Source organism: Streptomyces massasporeus, assembly GCF_014648995.1.
Lineage (GTDB): Bacteria > Actinomycetota > Actinomycetes > Streptomycetales > Streptomycetaceae > Streptomyces > Streptomyces massasporeus.
The window spans coordinates 51,111-68,335 of record NZ_BMSE01000022.1 but is presented as its reverse complement, the minus strand read 5'-3'; the positions used below and the strand labels follow the sequence as shown (position 1 = coordinate 68,335).

At 70.0% G+C, this 17,225-nt stretch carries 12 protein-coding genes and 3 pseudogenes; 7 read left to right on the top strand and 8 right to left on the bottom strand.

Going from position 1 to position 17,225, the window contains the following annotated elements; translation table 11 throughout:
- Positions 1-58: 58 nt before the first annotated feature.
- A complete protein-coding gene (locus tag IE153_RS34495; protein WP_189593648.1) occupies positions 59-1,180 on the bottom strand; it encodes a PrpF domain-containing protein in 1,122 nt (373 codons plus the stop codon).
- A gap of 170 nt (positions 1,181-1,350) precedes the next feature.
- On the opposite strand from IE153_RS34495, the gene IE153_RS34490 reads away from it, so the two are divergent.
- From IE153_RS34490 to IE153_RS34475, 4 genes are all read left to right on the top strand, one after another.
- Positions 1,351-2,304 (top strand): LysR family transcriptional regulator, encoded by a 954-nt coding sequence (locus tag IE153_RS34490; protein ID WP_097214545.1) that lies wholly within the window; start codon positions 1,351-1,353, stop codon positions 2,302-2,304.
- 122 nt (positions 2,305-2,426) lie between these two features.
- Complete coding sequence (locus IE153_RS34485; RefSeq protein ID WP_189593647.1) at positions 2,427-2,669, top strand: DUF5302 domain-containing protein; 243 nt, start codon at positions 2,427-2,429, stop codon at positions 2,667-2,669.
- Positions 2,670-2,846: 177 nt separating this feature from the next.
- Positions 2,847-3,302, top strand: coding sequence for a hypothetical protein (locus IE153_RS34480; protein ID WP_189593646.1), 456 nt, complete (start codon positions 2,847-2,849; stop codon positions 3,300-3,302).
- The gene (locus tag IE153_RS34475; protein WP_189593645.1) at positions 3,272-3,832 is read left to right on the top strand and encodes a hypothetical protein; all 561 of its coding nucleotides are present in this window, start codon (positions 3,272-3,274) and stop codon (positions 3,830-3,832) included. The genes IE153_RS34480 and IE153_RS34475 overlap by 31 nt, the downstream gene beginning before the upstream one ends.
- A gap of 73 nt (positions 3,833-3,905) precedes the next feature.
- Here the strand turns inward: IE153_RS34475 and IE153_RS34470 are convergent, their stop codons facing one another.
- From IE153_RS34470 to IE153_RS42645, 5 genes and pseudogenes are all read right to left on the bottom strand, one after another.
- On the bottom strand, positions 3,906-4,436 hold the full coding sequence (locus IE153_RS34470; RefSeq protein WP_189593644.1) for a hypothetical protein: 531 nt from the start codon (positions 4,434-4,436) through the stop codon (positions 3,906-3,908).
- A 2-nt stretch (positions 4,437-4,438) separates the two neighbouring features.
- Positions 4,439-6,274 carry an amidase domain-containing protein gene (locus IE153_RS42950; RefSeq protein ID WP_438817975.1) on the bottom strand — a complete coding sequence of 612 codons (1,836 nt, stop codon included), beginning with the start codon at positions 6,272-6,274 and terminating at the stop codon, positions 4,439-4,441.
- Positions 6,275-6,730: 456 nt separating this feature from the next.
- Positions 6,731-8,566 (bottom strand): annotated as a pseudogene (locus tag IE153_RS42945) (DNRLRE domain-containing protein); the annotation flags it as partial.
- A 264-nt stretch (positions 8,567-8,830) separates the two neighbouring features.
- The gene (locus IE153_RS34460; protein WP_189593642.1) at positions 8,831-10,588 is read right to left on the bottom strand and encodes a lysyl oxidase family protein; all 1,758 of its coding nucleotides are present in this window, start codon (positions 10,586-10,588) and stop codon (positions 8,831-8,833) included.
- A gap of 502 nt (positions 10,589-11,090) precedes the next feature.
- Positions 11,091-11,482: pseudogene (locus IE153_RS42645) on the bottom strand (SRPBCC family protein); the annotation flags it as partial.
- Here IE153_RS42645 and IE153_RS34450 point away from each other — a divergent pair.
- Together IE153_RS34450 and IE153_RS34445 are read left to right on the top strand one after the other, a co-directional pair.
- A complete protein-coding gene (locus tag IE153_RS34450; RefSeq protein ID WP_189593715.1) occupies positions 11,481-11,834 on the top strand; it encodes a hypothetical protein in 354 nt (117 codons plus the stop codon). The pseudogene IE153_RS42645 and the gene IE153_RS34450 overlap by 2 nt on opposite strands.
- 164 nt (positions 11,835-11,998) lie before the next feature.
- The gene (locus tag IE153_RS34445) at positions 11,999-13,765 is read left to right on the top strand and encodes a hydroxysqualene dehydroxylase (protein ID WP_189593641.1); all 1,767 of its coding nucleotides are present in this window, start codon (positions 11,999-12,001) and stop codon (positions 13,763-13,765) included.
- Positions 13,766-14,233: 468 nt separating this feature from the next.
- Here the strand turns inward: IE153_RS34445 and IE153_RS34440 are convergent.
- Positions 14,234-15,151: pseudogene (locus IE153_RS34440) on the bottom strand (aminoglycoside phosphotransferase family protein).
- A 170-nt stretch (positions 15,152-15,321) separates the two neighbouring features.
- On the opposite strand from IE153_RS34440, the gene yidD reads away from it, so the two are divergent.
- Positions 15,322-15,762: a membrane protein insertion efficiency factor YidD gene (gene yidD / locus IE153_RS42075; protein WP_229829312.1), complete on the top strand. Its 441-nt coding sequence runs from the start codon at positions 15,322-15,324 to the stop codon at positions 15,760-15,762.
- A 60-nt stretch (positions 15,763-15,822) separates the two neighbouring features.
- On the opposite strand, the gene IE153_RS34430 is transcribed toward yidD, so the two are convergent.
- Positions 15,823-17,010 carry an ABC transporter substrate-binding protein gene (locus IE153_RS34430; RefSeq protein WP_189593640.1) on the bottom strand — a complete coding sequence of 396 codons (1,188 nt, stop codon included), beginning with the start codon at positions 17,008-17,010 and terminating at the stop codon, positions 15,823-15,825.
- Positions 17,011-17,225: the final 215 nt, after the last annotated feature.

Here is a 17,225-nt window from a genome sequence, read left to right as displayed (position 1 = left end):
GGGGATCCCGGTGCGTGCGGCTGGGGGACCGGCCGACCGAGGTGATGTCCGTCCCGGTTCAGGCGGCTTGCGTACGGCCTGTTTCCGGGACGTAGATACGGGCGTCGGCCAGCAGCCGTGCCGCGCGCTGCACGGTGACCCGCCGCGGCATGCCGTCCCGTACGTCGGTGCAGCGGACCGCGACGATGCCGGCGGGGGTGCCGAGCCGCAGCCACTCGTCGGTCGGGCCGCCCGTGATCCGGCAGACCGCGGAGCCCTCGACGAGCCCGGCCGCCGCGACGGCCACGGCGGAGGTCAGACCGATCGCGGGATGCGGGGCGTTCATGCTGAGCATGCGCACCGAGATGTCGTAGTCCTCGGCCGCGACGTGTTCGCCGAGGGTGGTGGTGTAGGGCACCGGCGGGCCCACCAGGCCCACCTTGGGCACCGCGTCGCCCGGTTCCTCGCCAGGCTGGAGCAATCCCATCAGCGGTGCGGCGGTATGACGCACGGTGCGCAGCCAGGGCACGTCGGTGCTGACCTTTTCCAAGGGCTCGGCGCCGGTGCGGCCGGCTTCGGGGGCGTCGACGAGGACGACGGGTGCTCCGGCGTCCACCATGCTCACCCGTACCGGTGCGGCGGCAGCGACCGGAAGGTCCTGCGCGGCCCGCCCGGTGGGGAGCAGTGAACCGGTGGTGCCACCGGCCGGATCGCGGAACGTGAGACCGACGGCGACCCCGCCGGCACGCGTTCCGGGTACGGTCTGGCGGCCGAAGTGGTGTACGACGCCACCGGGGGTGCCCACGAGCCCTTCGAGGACCGCGCCTGTGTTGGTGTTGCGCATCACCACACGCGTCCGGTCACCGGTGATCGCCACCATGCCCTTCGCGACCGCGTACAGGGCGACCCCTGTGGCGCAGTTTCCGCAGTTGCTCGTCCACTCGACCGAGCCCGTGCCGATGCCGACCTGGGCGAAGAGATAGTCCACGTCCACGCCGGGTTCGGGGGAGGCGCTGACAACCGCGGCCTTCGAGGTGGTGGGGGTCGCCCCGCCCACGCCGTCGAGTTCCACGGGATCTGTCGCGCCGTACGCGGAGACCAGCAGCTTCTCCAGTTCGCCACGGCCGGCGGGGACGTCGACCTGATTGAACAGCCAGCACTTGCTGGTGCCGCCACGCACCAGGGTCGCGGGAGTGTGCACGTCTGAGGCTCTTCCTTGATGCAACGAGGGGAGGGAGGGCCGAGTCGGTGGTGAAGGGCGCATTGCGGGCCGGTGAACCGCTCGGCGATTGCGGAGACCTTCGCAGAGGCGTGACTTCGGAACAATCGCAGTTCGCTTCACATGGGTTTAGCTCAGCTAAAGTCACAGGCATGCTGAACGTGCGCCGACTGCTGCTGCTCACCGAAGCCACCGAACGCGGTTCGCTCACCGCCGCGGCCGAGGCACTGGGTATGACCACCTCCGCCGCCTCACAGCAGATGTCCCTGCTGGAGCAGGAGGCCGGACAGCCCCTGATCGAGCGGCTGCCGCGCGGTATCCGCCCCACCCCGGCGGGCGCCGCGCTGGCCGAACGCGGTCAGGCGATCCGCCGTGAACTACGCGCAGCGCAGGCCGACTTGGACTCCTTCACCGCCCTCGATCAGGGCACGCTCCGGCTCGGTTCCTTCCCCACGGCGAGCGCATCCCTGCTGCCGCTCGCGCTCACCCGTTTCCGGCGCCGCCACACCGGAATCCGCATCGAGGTGCGTGCCGGGGTCCTCGCGGAGCTCCGGGAGATGCTGCACACCGGGGAGGTGGAGCAGGGGCTGCTCTGGGACTACGAGTGGAACCGCCTCGACGATCCGGCGCTCTCCCTCACACACCTCCTGGACGACCCCACCGTGCTGGTGGTCCCCGCCGACTCACCCCTGCGCACCCATCCCGCCGTGCGACTCGGCGACCTCGCCGACCAGGAGTGGATCATCCGCGCCGACAACCACCCCGTCGCCGATGTCCTTCGCCGCAGCTGCCGCCAGGCGGGATTCGAGCCGCGCATCGCCTACTCCTCGCACGACTACCAGGAGGCGCAGGCCATGGTCGCCGCCGGCCTCGGGATCGCCCTCGCCCCCCGCCTGGCCCTCACCAGTCGGCGCAGTGACGTACGCCTGCTGCCCTTCGCGTCCGACGTCCCGGCCCCCACCCGCCGCATCCTCCTCGCCCGTGCCACGGCCCGCCCCGCCACCCCACCCGCCCAGGCGATGGATCGAGTCCTGCGCGCGGTGGCACAGCGGTTCACCGCGCCAGGCCTGCACCGCGCCCACCTCGGAGCGGTTCGCCGTGGCTGAGGACCCGTACCGTCGAGCCCCGGCTGTGAGCCGGAATGGCGGGCAATGCCCTTCGGCGGCGCCTCATGCGGGACTCGGCATGACAAGCTGTGCTCTCCAACGTCCGAGCCCAGGAGGTCACCATGGCCGCAGAGTCTTCATCACCAGAAGGTTCGGAGTCGGCTGACGCCGAGAGCCCCGCCATTACGCCCGACGCCGACGGACAATACGATCTGAAGCGCAAGTTCCGGGAAGCCTTGGCCCGCAAGCGCGGTATGCAGGCGGATGCCGCCGACCTCGCTGCGAATCCCCACGCGTCAAAGATCCGCGGCGCGCACGGTCCGGCCGCCAACCAGCGGTCGTTCCGGCGCAAGAGCGGCGGCTGAGCCAAGAACGACCGCTAGACGAGACTCGGCAGGACACGGCTCGCCCACCACGCCGACGAGGTGGGCGGGCCGTGTCCGGCCGGGTGTAGTCGACCTGGTGGCGAGAGGGAACCCTGTCCGGTCCGGCCGGCGTCCTTGCCGGGAACAGACCCGGAACGTACAGAAGGCGCGCCCTCCATGCCCCCACAGACCGACCGCATGGTGCCACCGACAGGAGGAAGCCCCGAACGCGGCGTCACCGCCACCCCGTTCGCCGTCCTGCGACGGCACCGCGGCACCGTGGCGGGCGCGACCGTACGGGTCGTCAGCCTGTGCGGACTGGTCACGCTGCTGATGACGGCCACGATATTCGCGCTGGCCCGGCCGGTCTTCACCCACCTGCGGAACCACCGCATCTGGTATCGCCACGTCGAGGATCCCTGTCTTCACGACCACACCGACCTGGGGCCGGTCGCCCTCTGGACGCTCCCGCTCTTCCTGGTCCTGCTCGGCACCGGCAGCGCAGCCCTGCACACTGTGTGCTCCCGGGCGGTCGCAGCGGGGACTCAAGGGCACCGCAAGGGGACGAGCCGCGTCTCGCGGATCCCGGACGACTCCGACCGGTGCTCGCCGTGTACGCGCTGCGCGGCCTAGTCGTGTGGCCCCTGCCGCTGCTCACCGCAGTCGTGGCGGACCGTCTCACCGGCTACCAGCTCGACACCCCCGAGCCCTTGGAACGCGGAACGTGGCCCCACACCCTCGTCCAGGCTTCTCCCGCGGCCGCTGTGGCGGTTGCCGTGCTGCTGCGTCCGGCCCTCGCCTCGGCCCCGGCAGTGGCAGCCGCCGGCCTCGGCCCGCGCGCGGCCCTGCGCCGTTCCTGGTCACTGACCTGGACGCGCTCCGGATTCGCCCGCGTCCTCGCCCTCGCGCTGCCGCTGGCCGCGCTCACCGCCGGGACGGTTCGGCTGGTGACAGAGCCTTCTCTGCCCCTGCGCCCCCTCGTACGCGCCGATCTCGAAGAGGCGACGAGCGACTTCTTCGCCGCGTACTACGCCGGGATCCTCGTGCCGATCCTCGTCGGAATCCTGGTCGCCGCGGTCGTGACTCTCCCCCTCACCTTCACGGCCTTCGCGGTCCTCCACGACCGCCTGCGGTCGCCCCGTACACCTCCCATGTGTGCGTAGAACACAGTGCGGAGGACCGCACCCCGGTTGGTCGGAGTGCGGTCCTCAAAGGGTGGAGCGAGACAGATGCCCGTCAGTTCTCCGACGGGGCGCCGGAGGTGCGGGAACCGGAGCCGCCCGGCTTCGGCGGGGCCCATGTGGGCTTGGCCTTCGCCTCGGCCGGATCGGGCTCGGCGAGGGTGAGTCCCCAGGAGTCGTCCTCGCCGATGCGGGCCTCGATCTCCTTGACCTGGCCGCTCTTGGCGAAGTACAGGACCACGACCTGCCGCACGGAACCCTCGTCGTAGAAGTCCGCGGTCACGTCTCCCTTGGCGGCGGCGCCGAAGGCCTTGACCCAGTTGCGGGCCGTGGCCTCGGCCTGCTTGTCGTCGACGGCGAGTGCCGACAGCCCGTCGGTATCACCGTCTGCGAGCCGCCACACCGCCTTCTGCACCGTCTCGAGACTCCCCGCGGAGGGGTAGCCGACGACCTTCAGGGGTTGGTGATTGCTGTAGTCGGTCTGATACGTCAGGGACTTGTCGTCCGACGTGCAGCCCGTCAGAAGTCCGCCCGCGACGACGACGGCGGACAGTGCGAAGCGGGTGAGCCTTGTCTTCCGTGTCATGGTCAGGACCTCGCCTTCGGGCGGAGAATGGTGACCCGCTCGATGTAGTTGGGCTTGCCGCGGTACCGCAGGATGGCAGCGGCGAGGCTGGTCCTGTTCGAACTGCCGTGCTGGATCAGCTGAAGCCCGTGGCGCTTGCGCTCGACGATGGCCACGTGGTTGTAGCCCCGTTCCTTCTTCCATTTGAAGAGCACGAGATCTCCCGGCTTGGCCGTGAGGGCCGTGACGTGCTTGGCCCCGCGGTAGCGGATCATGTGCCGACGGAAGTTCTCGGCGGCGGCCCAGGTGTAGCTCTTGTTCTTGATCTTGCCGAAGAGGTAGTACTGCTGCCACCAGGCGCGGTCGTGCTTGCGCCCGCCGTGACGGGTCTTCATCTTGCCACCGTGGTACAGCGCCTTCGACACGAAGTTGGTGCAGTCCTGGCCGTATTCCCAGCGGGTTCCGACGTTCCGGGACGCCCACTTGACCGTTCCGGAGCCGGACACCTGCGCGGCGGCGCGTTTGACGCGCAGTGCCGACTGCTGCACGGCCGGCGCCGGTTCCTCGGTCGGCAGGCCGTCCGCGTCGAGCGCGATCGGCTCGTCGGGCACCTCGCTGATGGGACCCAGTGAGTCGTCGGTGGTCTCCAGGCCGTTGGCGGCCGAAGCCGACGCCGACAGCACGGTTTCCGCCGCGGGGGCGTCCGCCTCGACGTGGAGGATCGGGGCGCCACTGTTGGTGCTGAAGGTGAAACGCTGCTCCCGCTGTCCCTCCTCCGGTTCGCCGTCCGAGCCGTCCGAGCCGTCCGAGCCGCTTGGTTCGCCCGCGTCGCCCGGGTCCGTCGGGCCTCCGCCCGTCAGTACGGCCGAGTCATCGAGCACCGCGCGCAGGAACACCGTGCCGCTGTCGTCGACCCCGACCAGGACGTCGGACAGCTTCGTCGTCATCCCGGTGTAGCGCTGACCGCGCTTGGCCAGCACGTCCCTGGCCTCCGCGAGGTCCGCGGACTGGGCGCCGAGCATGTCCTGGAACGCGGCTCCGCGGGAGCTCGCGGCGAGGGCCGCCGCGGCGGTCGGATGCTTGTCGGTGAGGATGGCGCTCCGGGCATCGACGTACTGCTGCACGATCTCCCGGTAGGTTGCCGCGCCACCCGGAACGGCCACGGGGGTGAGTGCTTCCGACGCCGTGGCGGGACCGCTGCCGTGCGGCGTGCGCGCCGTCACGGTCACCCGGTGGGTGGTGCCGTTCTTCAGTCCGTCCACGACGATGTGCGCGTCGCGCGTGGTGGCCCTGGCAGCCTCGCTGCCGTCGGCCTTCGTGACGACGACGGTGTACTCCGCGCCGTCCGCCGACGAACCCAGGTCCAGCGGCGGGTTCCACGTCGCCAGGAGCCCACCGTCACCGGCGGTCACACGCAGGTCCTGCGGGGCTCCGGGCGCGGTGGGTGCCACATAGGTGATGACCAGCTGCGGCCGCTTCGCCGGGTCCGTGCTGCGGCTCGAGTGGTAGGAGACGGACGACCCGGTGTCGGCGGCGGGGAGACGCACCGCGAACCCCTCGCCGGACTGATCGTCGATCCAGGACTGCACCAGAGGCGCGAGGTCCTGGGTGTCGGCGAGCGCGGATTCGGTGAACGGGGCGTCGTCCAGCACGTCCAGCAGGCCGGTTCCGGTGCGCGGGGCGGCCCAGGGTTCGTACAGCTGGTACATCTCGACCGGCCGCTGCGCGCAGGTGCCGGTGCCGCATTCGGCCGGAGTCAGCACCAGGCGGGCCCGGGTCACCCTGGCGCCCGCCGGCACCTTGCCGAGATCCGGCTTGAGCCAGGCGGCCCGCTCACTGTCGGCGCCGCCGCCCAGCATCAGCCGGCCGTCGGTCACGGCCGGGCAGCCGCCGCTCGCACAGGCCTTGGCGCCCAGCGGCACCGTGGCGTCATCGAGAGAGGGGCCGGTGAGGGTGACGGACGTGGTGTCGGGTGCCTTCGGGTCGCCCGCGTCGGCAGCGGTGAACTCCTGCTCGTAGGACCAGGCGGAGCAGCCCCGGTCGGTGCAGGCACGCATGGCCCAGAGGTACGTCGTCCCCGTGCGCAGTGCGCCTTGGGGAACACGCGCCGCTGCACGCTGGCCGCTGTCCACCCAGGTCTCCGGGACCTTCACCCCGGCGAGCTGCTTCCCGTCGGCGTCGCGCAGGACGAACTCGGCCCGTACACGGCCCTGTTCGGGGCTGGACACCAGCCCCGACAGCAGGGGGGTGAGGGACTGCGTGGCTCCGGACTCCAGTGCCTGTGGCATGTCGGGCAGACCGCCGGGACGGCGCCCGGTGGCGACGGTGAAGGTGGCCCAGTCGGACCAGGCGAGGTTGTAGTGCGTGCCGTCGTAGGGGCTGGTGCGGAACCGGTAGGTCGCACCGTCCTTGAGCGTACCGTCCGGGACGGTCACGGCCGCGGCGCGTCCGGAGTCGACGCGCGGCGAGACGAGGTAGTCACCCACCTGCTTGCCGGTCGCCGCGTCGACGATCTCGAAGGTGCCGGTGACGCGGTCGCCGTCCTTGTCGGAGAACGTGTCCCGCAGTGTCGGCGTCGTGGTGTTGACCTGCCAGGTGCCCGAGGCGTCCCCGGTGAAGGGCGGACCGGCCTGGCGGTTGTTGCCCGACCGCGGACGGAAGCTGTACGTGACCGTCAGCTTGGGGGGATTGCTCGTGGCGTTGGCCGAGTTGACCCGCTTCCACTGCCCGACGACGGACTCGTCGGCGGCCCTCAGGCCCATGCCGGCCTGCGGCGCCTTGGAGGAGGCCCACGTCTGTACGAGTGAGGTCACGTCGGCGTTGATCCAGCCGGCCGCGCCGCACTTCGGGTTGCCCTTGGTCTGGGTGGACGTCGCCTGCTGGGTGTGCAGGGTGGGCTGGGACGACCAGCGGCTCGAGACGGAGGCCTTGTCGGCCGACCAGACCGTCCACGGCTGGGGCTTGCAGTCGGTGTTGCCCGAGTGGAAGTTCCACAGGCTGAGTTCGGCGTCCGTCACCAGAGCGTCGGCGAGCGGGGCCGTTCCCCAGGTGATGAAGGACCGTGCGGTGCGCGGGGTGCCGCCCGCGTTCTTGGTGCCCGGGTTGCCGAAGTCCAGCTCGGTGTCGGTCGACCAGTCGCGGGTCTCTCCCTGCTGGACGTACGTGTCGAAGACGTTGCTGAGGACGGACGTCGAGGGGTCGACGGTGACCGGGTACCGCGTCGCGGGGTCGGCCAGGAATGCGGCGTCCGGCGTGACCACGAGGTCGATCGAGGAGCCGTGCTGCTTCACCTGCATCGCCACCGGCACGCGGCGGGTGTGCTCACCGGACCGTTCGTCGACCGTCGCGTCCCACATCACCGGCGCGGGCATGACGGCCCGCTCCTGGCCTGTCTCGCGGTCCGTGAACAGCACGCTCCCGTCCGGCTGTTGCTTGGCGCGCAGTCCTTCCGCACGCAGCGGGAGGGTGTAGCCGTAGTCCTTCGTGGACGGGCGGTGCTTGATCTCGACGTACTGCTCGAATCCCGTACGGGTGGCCTCCACGACGACGTCGGCGCCCGGGACGGCATCGGGGTAGGTGGCGCGGCTGCCGTCCAGCTCGGGCTGCGGCAGGCCGCCCTTCCACTGGAGGGTGACCTGCTGCTCGCCCTCGCCGAGGGTGACGAGGTCGCGCGCACCCGCCGTGCGGGTGGCGCCGAGGGAAGAGGCGGGTGTCCCGCCCTTGCCCGCGAGGGTGAGCGAGGCCGGGTGCGCCTTGGGCGCCACGGTGCCGTCACGGCGTTCGGTGAGATCCGTGTCGACGGTGACCCAGCTGCCGTTCCGGTCGAACCGCACGGGGCCCGCGGTGAGTTCGCTCGTCAGGGAGCCGTCCTGATTGACCCAGGTGGTGGACGTCTCGGTGCGCTCGGACAGCGCCTCCACCCGCTTGCCGGAACGTTTCGCCTCGGCGAGGGCGGACGGCACGTCGGGAGCGGAGAGCTTCCCGGTCGGCGCATCCACGGCGGGTGTCGCCGCGACGGCCGGCCGGGGCGTCGTCAGGAGGGCCCCACTCAGCAGAGTCAGGGAGAGGGCGAGCAGGGCAGTGGTGCGGGGCACGCGTCTGAGCGCGCGCGAAGAGTCCCGTTCCCCCGGAACGGGCGGTGATATGTGCATGCTGTGTATTCGACCCTTGGTCAGATGGTCATGAAGCAATGAAGAAGTCGTAAAGCTAATGCCTGGCTGGTGTGCACACATCACCGAGAGGCTGATTTGCACCACTATGATCATGGAAGTGGTGCGGTGGGCTTTGTCACGGAGAAGTGAGGGAACCTCAAGCGCTCTGTGCCGTCCGCCACGCGCCGCTCAACACGGCACCGTCCACGGCTACGTCCCCGCCCCGACCTCGGGCGGGGACGCCCTCCCCGTCGCGTAGTGGGGTCAGTTGGCGTTCACCAGGTCGTGCGCCGGCACGGTGACCGTCCGCTTCCCCGGCTCGCCGCCGAGCACGATCTTCCGCAGGGCACTGTTGTTGTCGAGGTTGGTTTCCTTCAGCCGCTTCTCGGGGTTGGCCAGCACCTGGATGTAGTAGGTGCCGTTGGGCACGCCGGTGATGTCGAACGACTGGCCCGGCAGGTCCTGGGTGTACGTGTCACCGGATCCGACGTCCAGCACCTCGCGGACGGAGATCGAGTTCTCCTCACCGCAGGCGGTGGCCAGGTCCGTGTTGTACGGGTGCCAGTTGGCGTTCTTCACCGTGTAGTCGATCGCGTCGGTGTTGGCCAGGCAGAACGCTTCCTTGCCGCTGCGCACGGCCTCCTTCTTGTCGGCCTTCAGCAGCCGGTAACTGGCGAAGTCGGTGAAGTGCCAGTGCACGTGCCCCGGGCGCGGGTCCCACTCCATGGTGCCGGTCGGGGTGTAGCCGACCTGCTTGCCCTTGGCGTCGTAGAAGTACTGGAAGGCGTCCATCTTGGCCTTGCCGGGCGAACGGAACCCGTCCACCACGAGCTGCGCCGGACCGGCGTTCCAGACGTTGGCGCTGAACGCCAGGTAGTCCTTGCCCGGGATGTCCGTGTCGCCGTCGCTGATGGTGATGCCGTAGGCCGGCAGCGAGCGCAGGTCCGGCTTGGGGACGTCCGGCACGGAGGGCTTGCCGGCGGGCCGCTTCGACAGCGGCTTGAGAGCGGGCGCCTGACGCGAGCCGTCGGTCTGGCCGCCGACGTCCCTGGCCTGCTGAGACAGTGCGGACTGCTGCTTCTTCTTCAGCGCCCACGGCAGGGCCGGCGGCGCGGCCTTCAGTGGACCGTGGCCCACGTTGTACGAGGGACCCGCACCGCTCGTCACCGGCGCGGCAGCCTCGGCGCGGCTCGGGGCATGCCCCGGCCCGTGACCGGCGTGCGCGGTCGGCGCCTGGTGACCGGCACCGTGCCCGGCGTGCTCGCCGGCCGTCGCGGAACGGGGCGCCGCCCCGGCGGAGCCTTCTTCGTCCTCTTCGCTTCGTTCCACCACGGTCACCTTGACCGTGGCCGCCTTGTCGGCGATGCCGAACAGGTCGCGGTACTTCTTGGCGACACCGACCTTGGCCGTGTACGTACCGGCCGGCAGCTGGACCGGCTCGCCGTACGAGCCCGCGTAGGTGTTGGCCGCCCAACCCTTCTCGACGCCCCACACGGAGCCGAGGGTGAAGGGGTTGGTGGGGCAGCTCTCCGGATACTTGGACTTCGAGGGTGCGTCGGGCCGCACGCGGCCGCTGGCGTTGTTCGGGCAGAAGCTCTCGCTGCGGGTGAGGACTTTCTTGCCGGCCTTGTCGGTGAGGGTGATCTCGGAGAAGCCGGGCAGTCCGGAGAAGTCCTTCACGGTGCCCGCGGGCAGCTTCTTCGCCTTGGGCTTGCCGCCCTCGTACACGGTCTGGGTGACGGCCACCGGGTCCTTGTAGGACTTCCGGGTCACCTTGAGCTCCAGCGGCGTCCCCTCGGCGATGAGGTAGGTGCCGAGGTCCAGGTACACCCCCGGCTCCTCCTTCCAGGAGGTGAGCGTCACCGAGGTGGTCGCCGCGACGAGGCTCAACTCGGGGCCCTTCGCGCCCTGCGCAGGCTCCTGAGCCGCGGCCACGATGCCGGCCGTAACGGCCGTCACGGCGATGGCCGTGGTGCCGGCGAGCAGCGTACGCCGCAGCCGAGCGGTGCGTCTTCTGGTCATGGTTCCCTCGTCCTCCGGTGCTGTGAGAAGGAAGCAGGCGGCACGGCGCGTCCACGAGGTCCGCGCCGGGGCCGTCCCGAAAGGGCGTTTTGCTCCGCCCGCGCTGTGAGAGGAACGGACCGGTTGCGCGGTTGTCCGAAGGGCGGAAAGGGGTGAAGTGTTGGCCGAATGCCGTCGTGGTGACGAGATCCGGCCGTCGGTGCGGCCATCCTCACCCGCGGGCAGCCCTCTGTCGTCGCGCGCCCGCTCGGGATCGTGCCGTCGGTCAGGCGCGTGTGCGCTGTGTCCGGTCGAGGGTGGGTTCGAGGCGGACGACGATGCCCTTGCTCCCCGCCGGTCTTGCGCGGGGAGGTCTGCTCCAGGGAGTACCCCAGCGTGAGCACGACCGCGGAGGGCCCGGCAGCCCACTTCTTCGGCGGTGTCACGGAGAGGGGGGCTCCGGCTCCTCGCCAGGCGGGTTCTGCATCGGTTCGCCCTTCTCTTGCCAAGTCCGGTACGCCGCTCAGCCGACGGGCCACTGGGCCACGCGGCTCCACGGCGGTTCCGGGTGATCGTGCTGCACGCGACCGTTGAGGATGGTGAGGATGGTGCCGCGCCAGGCCCCGCCCTCCTGCCCCAGCCCCTCGATGAACTGCTTGAAGTTCATGAGTTGGCCACGCACCAGCCGGGCGGTCAGCCGGGCGGCCCTGGACGAGCGGGTGAGGATCCTCGCGGCTCCACGCGGTTGCAGGAGCACCCGGACGGTGAACGCGGTGCCGCCGGACTCCGTCGGCCTGAACTCGACCTCGCCCTGGTGGGAGGGGTGCTGCTCCAGACCGCGCCACGCCAGTAGGCGTCGGGGTCCTGCTCCACGATCTCGACCGCGCAGCGGTGACGCAGCGGTCCGTAGCCGATGGGCGGAGCGGCGGCCGACGACGGTTCCAGCGGCGCCGAAGTTCTGATGGACACGGCGAACGCGGTCTTCGTCGAGTTGGTTGAGTGGGGACTGCTCGATGCGGACGACGATGCCCGCATGAGTCACGCGACGCGGGACGTCGAGCACTTCGCAGACCGGGTGGCCGGATTCTTCGAGGCGGCGTTCGGACCGTCCCTGTTCAGCGCCCTGAGCCCCGGCAGCCGAAGTTCCCAGGCCGTCGCCGAGTTGATGACCGAGTTCCGAACCCGCTTGGCGGCGCGTGTCGCTGCCGACCCGGGAGCCGTCGAGACGCGCTGGCACGTGGCTCTCCTTCGCATCGTCCGCCGCTGACTTCGAGACAACTGACGGCATCTCACCTGGAGTTGGACGAGAACTCGGGACACGAACCTCGCCACGTGATGTGCCATCAAGCCAAGTTACGTCGGCTGACTTCCGGGATCGATGCCTCGCCCATATCCTCGTGCGGCCGATGTTACCGACGGTAAGGGATGGCGATGAGCGGCACCACGCGCAGAGGGTTCCTGGGCACTGCCGCGGCCGCCGCCGGCGGCGGGGTGGCCCTCGGAACACCCGGACGGGCTTCGGCCGAGAACAACTCCACACCGCAGACCGTGGCGGTCCTGGGCGGCGGCGTCGCCGGGCTCACGGCCGCCCACGAACTCGCCGAGCGCGGCTTCCGGGTCACGGTCTACGAACGCAAGGCCCTGGGCGGCAAGGCCCGCAGCATGGACGTACCGGACAGTGCCGCCGGCGGCCGACGCCCCCTGCCGGGCGAGCACGGCTTCCGCTTCATCCCCGGCATCTACCACAACCTGCCCGACACGATGCGGCGCATCCCGTTCCCCGGCAACCCGGGCGGCGTACACGACAACCTCGTCGCCCCCAAGGAGATGCTGTTCGCCCGGTCGGGCGGCCGCGAGGACATCCGGATCCCGCTGCCCTGGCCCGACAGCACACCGGCCGAACTCACCCCCGACGAAATCCGCCGCGCCCTCACCGCCGTTCTGGACACGGCCTTCAACCTCCCCCTCCACGAGGCCCTCTACTTCGCCAACCGCATCCTGGTCTTCCTCACCAGCTGCGACCAGCGCCGCGACACCGTGTGGGAGCGGACGCCCTGGTGGGACTTCGTGCGGGCCGGACGGATGTCCTACGACTACCAGCGCGTCCTTGCCGTCGGCATCACCCGCAACATCGTGGCCACCAAGGCGGAGGAGGCCAGCACCCGTACGGTCGGCACACTGCTGGAGGCCTTCGCCTTCAATCTCCTCGGGCGGGGCGCTGACGGCCCCCTGGACCGGATCCTCAACGCGCCCACCAACGAGGCTTGGATCGACCCCTGGGTGACCTACCTGAAGTCACTGGGAGTGGAGTTCCGCGTCGGCTGGACCGTACGGGACCTGTCCCTGGACGCGGGTGCGATCGCCGGAGCCGTCGTGGAGGACCCCTCAGGCGTGCGCCGGACCGTCACCGCCGACCACTACATCTCGGCGATGCCCGTCGAACACGCCCGCCGCACATGGAACTCCGCCGTCCGCGCCGCCGACCCCCAGCTGGCCGAGTGTGACCGGCTGGAGACGGACTGGATGACGGGCATTCAGTTCTACCTGACCGAACGCACGCCGATCGTGCACGGCCATCTCGACCTCATCGACTCCCCGTGGTCGCTGACCGCGATCGCCCAGGCCCAGCACTGGCCCGGCCGCGACTTCCCGGCCGACTACGGCGACGGCACGGTCGCCGACTGCCTGTCCGTGGACGTCTCCGAGTGGGACCGCCCGGGCATCCTCTACGGCAAGACGGCCAAGCAATGCACCCGTACCGAAGTAGCACGCGAGGTGTGGGCTCAGCTCAAGGCGTCGCTCAACGACAGCGGCCGTACGGTCCTGAAGGACTCGGTGCTGCACTCCTGGTTCCTCGACCCCGCTGTCGACGGCCTCGGCACGCCGCATCCCGTCAACGACGAACAGCTGCTCATCCACCCGGTGGGCACCTTCCACCACCGCCCACGGTCGGCCACGAAGATCCCCAACCTCTTCCTGGCCGGCGACTACGTGGCCGTGCCCATCGACCTCGCCACCATGGAGGGCGCCAACTCCTCGGCCCGGCAAGCCGTCAACGCCCTTCTGGACCGATCCGGATCCACGGCACAACGCTGCACCGTGACCCCCCTGTACCGAGCCCCCGAACTGGAACCTCTCAGACGTCACGACCGCACTCGCCACCTCCTCGGGCTGCCGAATGCCTTCGATCTCGGCTGAAGCCCATGGCTGAACGGGGCTGGGCGACGCGCCCAGCCCGATGTCTTTCATGAGGTGCCATCAGGTGGTCCCCGGGTGGACGGACTCTTCGGGGCGACAGTCTCCAGGTATGCGCGTCGTTGTCGGTGCGGGGCATCGACGACCGGGCTGGTCTGGCCTCCGCCCATAGGCAGCCCAGGCCGGCTGCGGTTCGCTGCCCTTCGACGGCGACGGTGATGTCGATACCGAGGGTCCGGGCGAAAGGCCTCAGGGGCAGCTCGGCGGCGAACTGAAACGGGGCTTCTTCGTCATCTCCGCGCATAACCACACGTCCTGAGCGCCACGTGCGTCCGGCTCGCAGTCAGCGGATCGACTCCTTCTCGCTCGCACAGAGCCAGGTATTCATGCAGCCCGGTACTCGAAAATTACTCACCGTCGGCAGTGCGGTGCAGCCACAATGGGCCCGATTGGCCGTGGAAGCGAGCAGGATCACGGCCGGGATGGGGATGAGTACCGGTCCTGAAGTACACGATCGAGTGCCGCCCGGCCGACAGGTCCCCAGTTCGGCTTGCCGCCGGGAAGGCCCCGATCTCCGTTGTGCCCCATGAGCATCAGGAAGAGGCTCTTCATGGCGGCCAGCCCGCGGGCGCGCCGGATCGTCGCCTCGTCTGCATTCACGTACGTGTCGAAGAACCGTGACGCGGTGCCTGCGGGGAGCAGCACCCATGCGGCCGCGAGGTCCCACGCCGGATCGCCGGCGAACATGGCACCGAAGTCGACGATGCCCGAGAGCGTTCCGTCCCGGACGACGACGTTTGCGGGATGAAGGTCGCCGTGCACCCAGAGCGGCGGGCCCTCCCACTCGGGCGCCGCGACAGCGTCGTCCCAAACGACCCGGACATCGTCGGCGATGTCGTCGGGAACGACGGCGTGGAAGAAGTGGTCGAAGCCGTCCGTGCACTTCTTGGGGTGAGCACCGAAGTCCGAGCTGATCGGCGCCTCGGGGGGAGCCTCCACGTGGAGCGCCCGGAGAAAGCCCGCCAGTGTGTCGGCCGCGTGGGTGCCGCGGCTGATCGAGCAGTGGTCCAGCGGCTCGCCGGGAACCCACGTCATCACGGTCCAGTACTTGGGGAAGCGCTCGGACGGTTCACCGAACCGCACCGGGGCCGGCACCGGGAGCGGCAAGCGCGGGGCCAGCACCGGTAGCCACCGCCGCTCCTTGAGCTGGAGTTCCGGGGTGGGGTCCATGCGCTGCATGCGCACGGCCAACTCGTCCCCGAGGCGCCACATTTGACTGCCTCAGCCGCCCGCCACCTCGCGGATGGCCAGCCCTGCAAGGTCTGGATGTTGCTCCCGCAGCAGGTCACGGACCAGGTCTGCGGTGATCTGGATGTCGGAGTCGGTCATGCGAAGCCACGGTACTGGGGGAGGCGGAGCAGCTCTCCCGCTCTGGAAGATCCAGGCACCCAACCTCTCTGCGAGAGACAAGCCACCCCGTCCACCCGCTCCGTGCAGGCGGACGGGCCTTCGCGCTGCTTCGTATGATCATTCCTCGTTGCGAAGAAACGGGGTGGGCAGTGGCGCGGAACAGCAGGCGCGGCCGGGGGAGAAAGCAGAACGGCGAGACGGACGAAGGCTGCTGCGCGGCCACGCTCGACACGCTGACGCACCCGTGCTGCTGCGGTGGCGTGTGGTCACAGGCGGCGGCCCTGTGGCTCACGCTGCTGCACCCCTCGCTCCACACCGGTCACGGCGCCGACCCGGCCGCGCCCCCGCCGCGCGGCCGGGTGGCCGCCGCGATGTACCGGTCCGTGCGGCACTACCGCGTCGCGGTCAGCCCGACCCGGCCGCCGTGCTGCCCGTACACCCCGAGCTGCTCCACGTACGCCGTACAGGCACTCCACCACCACGGCGCCCTCCGCGGCGGTCGGCTGATCCTGGCGCGCCTGCTGCGCTGCCGCCCCGGCGCGGCCCGCCGCCGCGCCTACCAGGACCCGGTACCGCCGGCCCGTGCCTGAAGGACACGGTCCGGCTGTCGACGACAACCGCACCTTTCCCGCCCCCGGCCGCCGCCGCCCTCACAGTCCCGCGATCCGATTCCACCGCTTGCTGAACTCCACCCGCTCGTCCGAGCCGATGTCCCGCGCGATGGCGAGCCGGCTGCGCATCTCCTTGTCAGGGAAGATCAACGGGTTCTCGGCGAGGGCGGCGCTCTCCTCGTCCTTGGCGGAGGCCAGGACGTCCCGGGCGGCCGGCACCGGGCAGACGTAGTTGACCCAGGCGGCCAGCTCGGCGGCGACCTCGGGATCGTAGTAGTAGTCGATGAGCCGCTCCGCATTCGCCTTGTGGCGGGCGAGGTTGGGAATCATCAGCGACTCGGCCCAGAGTTCGGCGCCCTCGTCGGGGACGACGAACTCGATGTCCGGGTCGTCGGCCTGGAGCTGGATCACATCCCCCGAGTACGCCTGGCAGGCCAGGACGTCACCACTGGACAGGTCCTTGATGTAGTCGTTGCCCGTGAAGCGTCGGATCTGTCCCCCCTTCACCTGCTTCTCCACCTGGTCGCAGACGGTGTGGAAGTCGTCGGCCGTCCAGCGGGTGATGTCGACGCCGTTGCCCTGCATCAACAGCGCGAACGCCTCGTCAAGACCGGACAGCAGTGTGACCCGGCCTTTCAGGTCGCTCGCCCACAGGTCCGAGACCTGCCGTATCTCCCGGCCGGTCCTGCGCCGGTTGTACGCGATGCCGGTGATGCCGGACTGCCACGGCACGGTGCATGTGCGGCCGGGGTCGAAGGCGGGCGATCGCAACTGCGGGTCGAGGTACCGGGTCACGTTCGGCTGCCGGACCCGGTCCATCTCCTGCACCCAGCCGAGCCGCACGAACCGCGCGCTCATCCAGTCACTGACGACGATCAGGTCGCGGCCGGTGGACTGATGGTTCATCAACGCCGGGCTGATCTTGCCGAAGAACTCGTCGTTGTCGTTGATCTCCTCGATGTACTCGACCGAGATCCCCGTGCGCTTCTCGAAGGCCTCCAGAGTGGGCCGCCGCGAGGGGTGTTCGTCATCGGTGTCGATGTACAGCGGCCAGTTCGCCCAGTTCAGCCGCTGTTCGGTGGAGGACAGATCGGCGGCGGCGCGGTCGCCGGGCCGCACATACGCGGCCGGGACACCACACCCGGCGAGTCCGCCGAGCGCCGTACCGGAGCCCAACGCGCGCAGCAACGTACGGCGGGAGAGTGGAGGGAGCGTCTTCGGGGGCATGGGGGCAGCATGCCGCGTCCGTTCACAACCGAACAATTGACACGGCGTCGAGAAGCCGAGCACGCGTACCCGGACACCTTGTCAATCTCCTCCAGGTCCCACGGGGACGACATGCGTTTCGCTGCGGAGTCTCATATTCCGCATAGGGGCACGTATGGGGCAGCATGCAGCCTCACCCCCGGGGAATTCGAAATTGTCCCAGAGACCCACTCTCA